Here is a 10436-nt window from a genome sequence, read left to right as displayed (position 1 = left end):
CCGCCCCCGCTACTGCGCGTCCATCGCCCGGGCGAGGGCGAGGGAGGTTTCGCGGCACAGGCCGACATATTCCGGCGAGGTGCGGAAGGCCTCGTCGCGCGGCTGGTTCGGATCGATGAAGAGTTCCGACGACACCCGCCCCGGCCGGGCGCGGAACACCAGGATGCGCGAGGACAGGTAGACCGATTCGAACACGGAATGGGTAACGAACACGATGGTGCATCCAAGCCGTCGCCACACCTCCAGCAGGTCGTTGTTCAGCTTGAAGCGGGTGATCTCGTCGAGTGCGGCGAAGGGCTCGTCCATCAGCAGCAGGCGGGGTTTGGTGACCAGCGCGCGGGCGATGGAGACGCGCATCTTCATGCCGCCGGAGAGTTCGCGCGGATAGGCGTCGCGAAAGGCGGAGAGGCCGACGAGCTCCAGCGCCTCGGTTATCGCGGGCTCGGCCTCGTGCCGGCCGATCCCGGCCAGCTTCAGTGGCAGGTGGACATTGCCGAACACGCTGGCCCACGGCATCAGCGTCGGCTCCTGGAAGACGAAGCCGATGGAGTGCGGCTCGCGCGCGCGGCGGCCCTTCTCGTTCTCATCCCATTCCAGCCGTCCCTCGCTCGGCTCGGTGAGCCCGGCGATGAGGCGCAGCGCCGTCGACTTGCCGCAGCCGGAGGGGCCGAGCAGCGAGACGAATTCGCCCTCGCGCACCTCCATGTCGAGCCATTCAAGCGCGGTGACGGCATTGGCGAAGCGCTTGCCGACGCCGGCAAGACGCAGCAGCGGCGCGCCCGTTGCCGCGCGCGGCTCGACCTCCGGTGCCAGGGCGTTCATGGCCGGCACGCGGGCACGGCGGAAAAGGAGGCGGGCCTCGTCGCCGACGCCCCGTCATGCGGCCGCCCGGTCATTTCGGCGCTAACTCCTTGCCGACGCCCTTGTTGACGAATTGCAGCGTGTAGGACTTGGCGTAGTCGATGCCGGGTTCCAGCACCTTGGCCTTCACCATCTTGTCGTAGAACCCCTTCATCCGTGCATCGGTCATGGCGCCGATGCCAAGCGTGGCGGTGTCGCCGGAATCGACGATGCCATACTCCTTCATCTTGGCGATGGAAAAGGCGATCATGGCGTCGGTGATCTCGGGATTGTCCTGCTTGATCAGCGCGTTGGCCTTGGCGTTGTCGCCGTAGAGATAATTGTACCAGCCGATGATCGAGGCATCGACGAAACGCTGCACGAGGTCGGGATTCTGTTTCACGAGTTCGTTGCGGGTCTCGATGGTGGTGGCATAGGTGTCGAAGCCGTAATCGGCCAGCAGGAACAGCGCCGGCTTGAACCCGCCCTGCTGCTCGATGGCATAGGGCTCGGAGGTAACATAGCCCTGCATGGCGCTGTTCTTGTCGACGAGGAACGGCGCCGCGTTGAAGGTATATGGCTTCACCTGCTCCTCGCTGAAGCCGTACGCGTCCACCAGCCACTGATAATAGCTGGCCAGCCCTTCCTTGGAGATGAAAAGCGTCCGGGTCTTGAGCTGCTCGAAGGCGGTCACGTCCGGATGGGCGATGAGAACCTGTGGGTCCTTCTGGAACATGGCCGCAACCACTTTCGTGGGAATTTCCTCAACCACCGAGGAAATCGACTGCAGCATGTTGCCGCCCATGTAGAAATCAATCTTGCCGACCGGCAGCAGCAGCCGGTTATTGGCCTGCGGCCCGCCCGGCAGGATGGTGACGTTGAGCCCGTATTTCTCATACGTACCGTCGGTCAGCGCCTGGTAGAAGCCGCCATGCTCGGCCTGGGCGACCCAGTTGGTGCCGAAGGTCACCTTGTCGGTAGCCCCCGCCGGCGTTGCGGGCAGGAGCCCGGCGGCGCACAGCGCGGCAAGGGCGGCGAGGGGGAAGAGGGAACGCAAGCGCGGCAGACGCAGGCGCATCGAGATCTCCATCCGGGTACGAAGGGCAATGCGTGACGGAAGCTGTGCCGTCATGATAGGCGAGCTTAATCGCGATGCACATATGCCTCGGCGACAAGCCTGTGCATGCGCGTCCTGCGCGCCTGCCGACGCCCAACGGAGAACCTCGCCATGCTCCGCCATCTTGTGCCACCCGCCATCCGCCGGCCCTTCGCCCGCTACAGCCATGCGGTGGAGATCCCCGCCGGGGCGCGGCTGCTGCTGGTTTCCGGCCAGCTCGGCATTGCTGTGGACGACACCATCCCCGAGAGCGTGGAGGAGCAGGCGGCGCTGTGCTTTGCCGCCATCGCTGCCTGCCTCGATGAGGCGGGGATGGGCCGCCAGCATATTGTGCGGCTGAACGCCTATGTTACCGAGCGCGCGCATCTCAGCGGCTACATGGCCGCGCGCGACCGATTCATCATTGATCCGCCACCGGCCTCCACGCTGATGATCGTTTCGGGCTTCGCCCGGCCGGAATTCAAGGTGGAGATCGAGGCGCTGGCGGCGCGGGCGGAATGAGCCTAGCGCACGTCGCGCGGAAATGATCTAGAACGCGCCATTCAACGACCGGACCCGCTGCCATGCCCCCCAAACGCTTCTGGACCGAACTTGCCTGGCCCGATTTTGCGGAGGGCGACACGCAGAACTGGATCGCCGTGCTGCCGGTGGCGGCGGTGGAACAGCACGGCCCGCATCTGCCCGTCGGCGTCGATGCGTTCATCGGCGAGGGCTATCTGCAGGAAGTGGCGCGGCTGCTGCCGGACGACCTTCCCGCCGTGTTCCTGCCGCTGCAGGCCATCGGCAAGTCCAACGAGCACGTCCATTTTCCCGGCACGCTGACGCTTTCCGCGGAGACGGTGGTCCGCGCCTGGACCGAGATCGGCGAAAGCGTGCATCGCGCCGGGGTGCGCAAGCTGGTCATCGTCAATTCGCATGGCGGCAATGTGCCGATCCTCGACATCGTGGCGCGCGAACTGCGGGCCCGGCTCGGCATGCTGGCGGTGACCGTCTCCTGGCATCGCTTCGGTTATCCCGAAGGCCTGTTCACCGCGCAGGAGCGCCAGCACGGCATCCACGCCGGCGGGGTGGAGACCTCGCTCATGCAGGCGTTCCGGCCCGACACGGTGCGTGAGGGCGAGGTGCGGGATTTTCCTCCCGTCACGCTCGCCATGGAGCAGGAATTCGCCTTCCTGCGCGCCGGCTCGCCGGCCGGTTTCGGCTGGATGGCGCAGGATATCCAGCCCTCCGGCGCCATGGGCAATGCCGGCGAGGCCAGCCGTGAGAAGGGCGAGGCCTGCGCGCTCTATGGCGCGCGCGCCTTTGTGGAACTGCTCGCCGACGTGCATCGCTTCGACCTGTCGCGGCTGCCGGCCGGTCCTCTTGGCGGGGCGGCTGTCTGATGGAAGCGTCGATCGTCCGCCCGGCTTTCCACAGCCGGTCTCTCGCCCTTGCGTCGGCGCGTGCCTATGCCGCGCGGGTGCTGGAGTGTTTCGGCACCTCGCCGGAGAACGCCGCCGTCACGGCCGATGCGCTGGTGCGCGCCGAGGCGGACGGGCTGGGCACGCACGGCCTTACGCGGCTGCCGAGCTATGGCGCTATGGCGGCGGCCGGCAAGATCGACGGCCACGCGGCCCCGAAGATGCGCCGCGTCGCGCCGTCGGTGCTGGCGGTCGACGCCGGCAACGGCTTCGCCTATCCCGCCCTCGCGCTTGGCCTGCCGGAACTGGTGGCGATGACGCGCGGGAGCGGCATCGGCATGATGGCGGTGCGCCGCTCCAGCCATTTCGGCGTCGCCGGCCAGCCCGTGGAGGCGCTGGCCAATGAAGGGCTGGTAGGCCTCGCCTTCGCCAATGCGTCCGCCTCCATCGCGCCATGGGGCGGCAAGCGGCCGGTGTTCGGCACCAACCCGATGGCCTTCGCCACGCCACTGAAGGCGAGAGCGCCGGCGGTGGTGGACCTCTCGGTCGCCAAGGTGGCGCGCGGCAACATCCTCGCCGCCGTGCAGCGTGGCGACGACACGATCCCCGAGGGCTGGGCGTTCGATGCGGACGGCAACCCGACGACCGACCCGACGACGGCGCTGGCCGGCACCATGGTGCCGATGGGCGAGGCCAAGGGCACGGCGCTGGCCTTCGTCATCGAGGTGATGGCGGCGGCGCTGACGGCATCCACCTTCTCCCTGGATGCGCCCAGCTTCTTCGACGAAAAGGGGCCTCCGGCGGCGGTGGGGCATGTGATCATCGCCATCGATCCCGGCGCGGTGGCGGGCGACGCGTATCTCGACCATCTGGAGCGGCTGGCGCTGGCCATCGAGAGCGAGCCCGGCGCGCGGCTGCCGGGCACGCGGCGCCTGCTCAACCGGGAGCGAGCTTCCCGCGAGGGCGTGACGTTGACGGCGGCCGTGCAGCGGGCGCTGGCGCAGATGGGGTTCGAGGACGCCGCCCGTTAAGCCGGAGCGCTCGATGCAAAAAAGGCCCGGGCATGCCCGGGCCTTTCGCTTTTCGCCGCGCCGAACCGGCGCCTGGCATCACTTATAGGCGGCGATCGCCTTGAGGATCAGTTCGCGGGCACGCTCGGGGCCTTCCCATCCGGCGACCGTGACCGTCTTGCCCTTCTCCAGATCCTTGTAGTGGGTGAAGAAGTGGCCGATCTGCTCGATGATCAGGCCCGGCAGGTCTTCGTAGCTCTTGATCTTGGAATGGTAGGGGTAGACCGAGTCCGCCGGCACGGCGAGGATCTTCTCGTCCCCACCCTTCTCGTCGGTCATCATCAGCACGCCGATCGGCCGGCAGGCGATGACAGAGCCGGCGATCAGCGGCATCGGCGAAATGACGATCACATCGATCGGGTCGCCATCATCGCCGAGCGTGTTCGGCACGAAGCCGTAATTGCCGGGGTAGAACATCGGCGTGTGCAGGAAACGGTCGACGAACAGCGCGCCGGATTCCTTGTCGATTTCGTACTTCACCGGCGCGCCGCCGGCCGGGATCTCGATGATGGCGTGGACTTCGTCAGGCGGGTTGGGCCCGACCGAAATGCGCGAAATATCCATGAGGGGGCTCCAACGGGCTCCAGATCGACGGGCCGGCAAGGCCGGCAGGCGTAAAGGCGCCCTCTCATAAGTCGATGCGGGCGCGCCGTCGAGACATGTCGTCCCATCAATTCGGCTGGCAGCGGCGATCTGTGCGGTCGGGGCAGTAGCGACCATGTTCGAGGCGGCGATCGATACAGTGTATCTTTTCGCTGGACGGCTCCAGCGGATATACAGTATCAATTCGGCCTATGGAGTTTGAGCATGCCCCTCGCCCCCGTCCGCCTGCACGACCACCCCCACAGCTCCGCCCCTCCGGAGGGAGGTGGAAAGGCCAGTCATGGCGGGCACGGGCATGCTCATCCTTCCGGTTCCGGGGACGCGCATGGGCATGACCATCCGCACACCCAAGCGCGCCCTTCCCACCGTCATCACGCGCATGCCGCCGGCGAGCGGCATCCTCCGGCGCGTCCGGCCTTCTCGCTGCTGCGGCTCTCGGCCCTGCAGCGGCTGGCCATCGCCGTGCCGCTGGCGGCGTTCCTCTGGATCATGGCCCTCGCGGTGATCGGGGTTGGCGCGTGATGGGCAACGTGCTGTCCTTCCGCAACCTCACCCTCGGCTATGATCGCCACCCCGCCGTGCACCATCTCGACGGCGAGGTGCCGGAAGGCGACATGCTCGCCATTTGCGGGCCGAACGGGGCGGGCAAGTCGACGCTGCTCAAGGGCATTGCCGGCGTGCTCGCGCCACTGACCGGCCGCATCGAAGGGCACGTGCCGGCACAGGAAATAGCCTATCTGCCGCAGGCGGCGGAGGTCGACCGCTCCTTCCCGATCGATGTCTACGACCTCGTCTCCATGGGCCTTTGGCGCCGGGCCGGGCTGTTCGGCGGCATCAGCCGCGCGGATCGTGCGCGCATCGAGCAGGCGATGTCCGCCGTCGGTCTGGAAGGCTTCGAGGCGCGCCCCATCGGCACCTTGTCCGGCGGGCAGATGCAGCGCGCGCTGTTCGCCCGCCTGCTGCTGCAGGATGCGCGGCTGCTGCTGCTGGACGAGCCTTTCACCGCGCTCGACGCCGGCACTATCGCCGATCTGACCGCGCTGGTGAATAGCTGGAACGGCGAGGGCCGCACCGTCATCGCCGTGCTGCACGATTTCGAGCTGGTGCGCGGGCATTTCCCCCGCACGCTGCTGCTGGCCCGCGAGGCGGTGGCCTGGGGCGCCACCGACGAGGTGCTGACGTCCGACAATCTCGCCGAGGCGCGGCGCATGTGCGAGGCGTGGGACGAGGACGCCCCCGCCTGCGCGCCATCCCGGAAGGTGAATTCGTCGGGGAGGGCGGCGTGATGTACGATCTGCTCATTGCGCCCTTCGCCGAATTCGACTTCATGCGCCGTGCGCTGGTTGGCGTTCTGGCGCTCGGCGTCGGGGCCGGCCCCATCGGCGTGCTGATGATGCTGCGCCGCATGAGCCTTGCCGGCGACGCCATGGCCCACGCCATCCTTCCCGGCGCGGCGGTCGGCTTCCTCGCCGCCGGGCTGAACCTGTTCGCCATGACGGTGGGGGGGCTGGTCGCCGGCTTCGCGGTGGCGCTCGGCGCCGGTGCGGTGGCGCGGGCGACGCAGATGAAGGAGGACGCAGCGCTGGCCGCCTTCTACCTTATCTCGCTGGCGCTCGGCGTGCTACTGGTCTCGCTGCGCGGCTCGAATGTCGATTTGCTGCATGTGCTGTTCGGCACTGTGCTGGCGCTCGACGACGCCACGCTGCTGCTCATCGTCTCGATCTCCAGCCTGACACTGCTGGTGCTGGCGCTGGCGTGGCGGCCGCTGGTGCTGGAGAGCGTGGACCCCGGCTTCCTGCGCTCGGTGAGCCGGGCGGGGGCGCCCACGCACCTGATCTTCCTGGCTCTGGTGGTGATGAACCTCGTCGGTGGCTTCCACGCGCTGGGCACGCTGTTGGCCGTCGGGCTGATGATGCTGCCGGCCGCCGCCGGGCGTTTCTGGACGCGCGAACTGACCACCCTGGTCGGCCTGTCGGTGTTGATCGCCTGCGCGTCCGGCGTGCTGGGGCTGCTGGTCTCCTACCATTCCGGCGTGCCCTCCGGGCCCGCCATCATCCTCGTTGCCGGCGGCGCCTATGCGCTGTCGGTGCTGTTCGGGCCGGTCGGCGGGCTTCTGCTCCGCTTCCTGCCACAACGCCACCTCGAAGCCTGAAGGAGCCACCCATGCTCACCCGCCGCCTCACCCTCGCCGGCGCGCTCGCGCTCGGCCTTGCCCTGCCGCTCGCAATTCCTGCCGCGGCGCAGGAGACCAGGATCCCCGTCGTCGCCTCCTTCTCCATCCTTGGCGACTTTGTGAAGCAGGTCGGCGGCGACCGGGTGGATGTCACCACCCTCGTCGGCGCCAATGGCGATGCCCATGTGTTCCAGCCTGCTCCCGCCGACGCCAAGAAAGTGGCGGCCGCGCAGATCGTCTTCGTCAACGGCCTCGGCTTCGAGGGCTGGATCGACCGGCTGGTGAAGGCCTCCGGCACCAAGGCCGAAATCGTCGTCGCCACTACGGGCATCACGCCGCGCGCGATGGCCGAGGAGGACGCGCCCGGTGCCGCCGATGCGCATGACCACGACCACGACAAGAAGCATGACCATGCGGGCCACGAACATGGTGGCGTCGATCCGCATGCCTGGCAGTCGGTGGCCAATGCGCAGATCTATGTCGCCAATATCCGCGACGCGCTGATCGCCGCCGATCCGGCGGGCGCCGCCACCTATGCGGCGAATGCCGGCGCCTACGCCGCCAAGCTGCAGGCGCTCGACGCCGAGGTGAAGGCAGGCGTGGCGGCCATTCCGGCCGAGCGCCGCCGCATCATCACCTCGCATGATGCCTTCGGTTATTTCGGCGCTGCCTATGGCGTTGAGTTCATCGCCCCGCAGGGCGTCTCCACCGAATCCGAGGCTTCGGCCAAGGACGTGGCCCGCATTATCCGGCAGATCAAGGCCGAGAAAATCCCGGCCGTGTTCATGGAAAACATCTCCGACCCGCGTCTGGTGAAGCGCATCGCCACCGAGACCAAGGCGAAGATCGGCGGCGAGCTGTTTTCGGACGCGCTCTCCGATGACAAAGGCCCGGCCAGCACCTACATCGACATGATGAAAAACAACGTCGCTCAGCTCTCCTCGGCGCTGTCGAGCTGAGCGTACGGTTCACCACTTCGTCATGGCCGGGCTCGTCCCGGCCATCCCCGTTTTTCCTGAGGGAAGACATGGATGCTCGGGCCGCGCCCGGGTGTGACGTCATGAAAGATCGAGGTTTCCATGCCTGACGTGGCTTCCACCAAAATTCCCGTCACCGTGCTCACCGGCTATCTCGGTGCCGGCAAGACGACCCTGCTCAACCGCATCCTCTCCGAGCCGCACGGCAAGAAATACGCGGTCGTCGTCAATGAATTCGGCGAGATCGGCATCGACAACGACCTCGTGGTCGGCGCCGATGAGGAAGTGTTCGAGATGAACAATGGCTGCATCTGCTGCACGGTTCGCGGCGATCTCATCCGTATCATCGACGGCCTCCTGCGCCGCAAGAACGATTTCGACGGCATCATCATCGAGACCACGGGCCTCGCCGACCCCGCCCCGGTGGCGCAGACCTTCTTCGTCGACGAAACGGTGGGCGCCAAGACGACGCTCGATGCGGTGGTGACGGTGGCCGACGCCAAATGGCTGAAGGACCGGCTGAAGGACGCGCCGGAGGCCAAGAGCCAGATAGCCTTCGCCGACGTGATCCTGCTCAACAAGACCGACCTCGTCTCTGAGACCGAGTTGAAGGACGTGGAGATGCGCATCCGTGCCATCAATCCCTTCGCCCGCATCCACCGGACCCAGCGTTCCGAGATCGCCATCGACAAGGTGCTAGGGCAGGGGGCGTTCGACCTCGATCGCATCCAGGCCATCGATCCGGATTTCCTCGAAGGCGGCCATCGCCACTTCCACGACGAGGACATGCGCTCCTATTCGTTCTCGTCGGAAAAGCCGCTCGACGCCGACAAGTTCTTCCCCTGGATCCAGAACCTGACCCAGACGGAAGGGCCGAACATCCTGCGCTCCAAGGGCATCCTCGCTTTCAAGGACGACCCGGATCGTTTCGTGTTCCAGGGCGTGCACATGATCCTCGACGGCGACCATCAGCGCCCCTGGCGGGCGGATGAGCCCAAGCTGAGCCGTATCGTCTTCATCGGCCGGCAGCTGGACGCGGCAGCGCTGGAGAAGGGCTTCCTCAGCTGCGTGGCGTGAGGGGCGGGTGGCGCGGCGAGGGCGATGGCGACTGACCACGCATTGATCCCTCGCGCCGCCGGCGGGGGCGTGACGTCACCGCCGGCATCGGGTAAGGCTTCGGTCCATTCCGAGCACCGATAGCGCCATGGCCGACACCTCCGCTCCCTCCTCCCTGACCTCCAAGCTCCGCCATCTCGATCTGGGTGGGGTCGCCGTGTCCGTGCGGTTCCTCGGCGCGCGCGCCGCCTTCGCCCTCGGCGAGGGCGAGATTGTGCTGGCTGGCGAGGAGGAGATGCGCGTGCGGGCGCATGCCGGCGCCGTCCTCTCCGTCGCCGGCGACGACAAGCGGCTCATTACCGGCGGCGATGACGGGCGCGTTGTGGCGACCTCGGCTGACGGCTCGATGCAGGTGCTGTTCGAGCAGAAGGGCCGCTGGATCGACCAGGTGGCGGCCGGGAGCGACGGGGCTTTCGCCTTTTCCGCCGGCAAGACCGCGCATTTCCAGCCGGTCAAGGGCGAGCGCCGGAGCCTCGACCTGCCCTCCACCGTGGGCGGGCTCGCCTTCGCGCCGAAGGGCACGCGTCTCGCCGTGGCTCATTATGGCGGGGTCTCGCTGTGGTTTCCCAACGCCGTCGCCAAGCCCGAGCGGCTTGAGTGGAAAGGCTCGCATCGCGGCGTGATGTGGAGCCCGGACATGCGCTTCGTGGTGACGACGATGCAGGAGGCGGCGCTGCATGGCTGGCGTCTCGCCGATGGCGGCCATATGCGCATGTCGGGCTACCCCTCGCGGGTCACCTCCATGGCCTTCACCGCGGGCGGCAAGTTCCTCGCCACCTCCGGCTCCCGGGAGGCCATCCTCTGGCCCTTCGCCAGCAAGGAAGGGCCTATGGGCAAGCAGCCGACGATGCTGGCGCCGCGCGACGTCCGGGTTTCGGCGGTGGCCGCCCATCCGCGCGACGAGGTGATCGCCTGCGGCTATGAGGACGGGCTGGTGCTGATGGTGCGGATTTCCGACGGCGCCGAGATCCTGCTGCGCGCGCCCGACGGCGCGGCCGTGAGCGCTCTGGCATGGCGCGGCGACGGGGGGGCGCTCGCCATCGGCACGGAGAGCGGGGCGGCGGGCCTCCTCGCTTTCTGACGGTTCATCGATACCATAAGCTGCGTCAATGGCTTAACGACCCGACTGTGGCTGCCGCG

General features: G+C 67.5%; 12 protein-coding genes. 9 read left to right on the top strand and 3 right to left on the bottom strand.

Features of this window, described 5'->3' with window-relative positions; genetic code table 11:
- Nucleotides 1-9: 9 nt before the first annotated feature.
- On the bottom strand, nucleotides 10-822 hold the full coding sequence (locus tag ACQY76_RS01285; protein ID WP_428031118.1) for an ABC transporter ATP-binding protein: 813 nt from the start codon (nucleotides 820-822) through the stop codon (nucleotides 10-12).
- A 70-nt stretch (nucleotides 823-892) separates the two neighbouring features.
- Entirely contained in the window at nucleotides 893-1918 is a 1026-nt protein-coding gene (locus ACQY76_RS01280; RefSeq protein ID WP_428031117.1) for an ABC transporter substrate-binding protein, read from the bottom strand.
- A 150-nt stretch (nucleotides 1919-2068) separates the two neighbouring features.
- Here ACQY76_RS01280 and ACQY76_RS01275 point away from each other — a divergent pair, with 150 nt between their 5' ends.
- The 3 genes from ACQY76_RS01275 (at nucleotide 2069) to ACQY76_RS01265 (ending at nucleotide 4388) form a co-directional block, all read left to right on the top strand.
- Nucleotides 2069-2458, top strand: coding sequence for a RidA family protein (locus ACQY76_RS01275; RefSeq protein ID WP_428031116.1), 390 nt, complete (start codon nucleotides 2069-2071; stop codon nucleotides 2456-2458).
- 62 nt (nucleotides 2459-2520) lie between these two features.
- Nucleotides 2521-3339: a creatininase family protein gene (locus ACQY76_RS01270; RefSeq protein ID WP_428031115.1), complete on the top strand. Its 819-nt coding sequence runs from the start codon at nucleotides 2521-2523 to the stop codon at nucleotides 3337-3339.
- Nucleotides 3339-4388, top strand: coding sequence for an Ldh family oxidoreductase (locus ACQY76_RS01265; protein WP_428031114.1), 1050 nt, complete (start codon nucleotides 3339-3341; stop codon nucleotides 4386-4388). Before ACQY76_RS01270 ends, ACQY76_RS01265 begins: the two co-directional genes overlap by 1 nt.
- A gap of 78 nt (nucleotides 4389-4466) precedes the next feature.
- Here the strand turns inward: ACQY76_RS01265 and ppa are convergent, their stop codons facing one another.
- Nucleotides 4467-4991, bottom strand: a complete 525-nt coding sequence (gene ppa, locus ACQY76_RS01260; RefSeq protein WP_428031113.1) for an inorganic diphosphatase — start codon at nucleotides 4989-4991, stop codon at nucleotides 4467-4469.
- A gap of 243 nt (nucleotides 4992-5234) precedes the next feature.
- Here ppa and ACQY76_RS01255 point away from each other — a divergent pair, with 243 nt between their 5' ends.
- The 6 genes from ACQY76_RS01255 to ACQY76_RS01230 all read left to right on the top strand — a co-directional run bounded on the left by ACQY76_RS01255 (nucleotide 5235) and on the right by ACQY76_RS01230 (nucleotide 10377).
- Nucleotides 5235-5552, top strand: a complete 318-nt coding sequence (locus ACQY76_RS01255; protein WP_428031112.1) for a hypothetical protein — start codon at nucleotides 5235-5237, stop codon at nucleotides 5550-5552.
- Complete coding sequence (gene aztA / locus ACQY76_RS01250) at nucleotides 5552-6316, top strand: zinc ABC transporter ATP-binding protein AztA (protein WP_428032906.1); 765 nt, start codon at nucleotides 5552-5554, stop codon at nucleotides 6314-6316. The genes ACQY76_RS01255 and aztA overlap by 1 nt, the downstream gene beginning before the upstream one ends.
- Nucleotides 6316-7182, top strand: a complete 867-nt coding sequence (locus ACQY76_RS01245; protein ID WP_428032905.1) for a metal ABC transporter permease — start codon at nucleotides 6316-6318, stop codon at nucleotides 7180-7182. The genes aztA and ACQY76_RS01245 overlap by 1 nt, the downstream gene beginning before the upstream one ends.
- Before the next feature lie 11 nt (nucleotides 7183-7193).
- A complete protein-coding gene (locus ACQY76_RS01240; RefSeq protein ID WP_428031111.1) occupies nucleotides 7194-8162 on the top strand; it encodes a metal ABC transporter substrate-binding protein in 969 nt (322 codons plus the stop codon).
- Nucleotides 8163-8282: 120 nt separating this feature from the next.
- Nucleotides 8283-9257 carry a CobW family GTP-binding protein gene (locus ACQY76_RS01235; RefSeq protein WP_428031110.1) on the top strand — a complete coding sequence of 325 codons (975 nt, stop codon included), beginning with the start codon at nucleotides 8283-8285 and terminating at the stop codon, nucleotides 9255-9257.
- Between the two features lie 127 nt (nucleotides 9258-9384).
- Entirely contained in the window at nucleotides 9385-10377 is a 993-nt protein-coding gene (locus ACQY76_RS01230) for a WD40 repeat domain-containing protein (protein WP_428031109.1), read from the top strand.
- The last annotated feature ends 59 nt before the right edge of the window (nucleotides 10378-10436 follow it).

Source organism: Ancylobacter sp., from assembly GCF_965279025.1.
Classification (GTDB): Bacteria; Pseudomonadota; Alphaproteobacteria; order Rhizobiales; family Xanthobacteraceae; genus Ancylobacter.
Note: the sequence above shows the minus strand (reverse complement) of the source record. Positions and strands in the feature narration are given on the sequence as shown.

Excerpts from the sequence above, each read along its gene's own strand:
- ACQY76_RS01275 (WP_428031116.1), top strand. The coding sequence starts at position 2,069 with ATGCTCCGCCATCTTGTGCCACCCGCCATCCGCCGGCCCTTCGCCCGC.
- ACQY76_RS01255 (WP_428031112.1), top strand. The coding sequence starts at position 5,235 with ATGCCCCTCGCCCCCGTCCGCCTGCACGACCACCCCCACAGCTCCGCC.
- ACQY76_RS01240 (WP_428031111.1), top strand. The coding sequence starts at position 7,194 with ATGCTCACCCGCCGCCTCACCCTCGCCGGCGCGCTCGCGCTCGGCCTT.
- ACQY76_RS01230 (WP_428031109.1), top strand. The coding sequence starts at position 9,385 with ATGGCCGACACCTCCGCTCCCTCCTCCCTGACCTCCAAGCTCCGCCAT.
- ACQY76_RS01235 (WP_428031110.1), top strand. The coding sequence starts at position 8,283 with ATGCCTGACGTGGCTTCCACCAAAATTCCCGTCACCGTGCTCACCGGC.
- ACQY76_RS01265 (WP_428031114.1), top strand. The coding sequence starts at position 3,339 with ATGGAAGCGTCGATCGTCCGCCCGGCTTTCCACAGCCGGTCTCTCGCC.
- ACQY76_RS01245 (WP_428032905.1), top strand. The coding sequence starts at position 6,316 with ATGTACGATCTGCTCATTGCGCCCTTCGCCGAATTCGACTTCATGCGC.
- aztA (WP_428032906.1), top strand. The coding sequence starts at position 5,552 with ATGGGCAACGTGCTGTCCTTCCGCAACCTCACCCTCGGCTATGATCGC.
- ACQY76_RS01270 (WP_428031115.1), top strand. The coding sequence starts at position 2,521 with ATGCCCCCCAAACGCTTCTGGACCGAACTTGCCTGGCCCGATTTTGCG.
- ACQY76_RS01285 (WP_428031118.1), bottom strand. The coding sequence starts at position 822 with ATGAACGCCCTGGCACCGGAGGTCGAGCCGCGCGCGGCAACGGGCGCG.
- ppa (WP_428031113.1), bottom strand. The coding sequence starts at position 4,991 with ATGGATATTTCGCGCATTTCGGTCGGGCCCAACCCGCCTGACGAAGTC.
- ACQY76_RS01280 (WP_428031117.1), bottom strand. The coding sequence starts at position 1,918 with ATGCGCCTGCGTCTGCCGCGCTTGCGTTCCCTCTTCCCCCTCGCCGCC.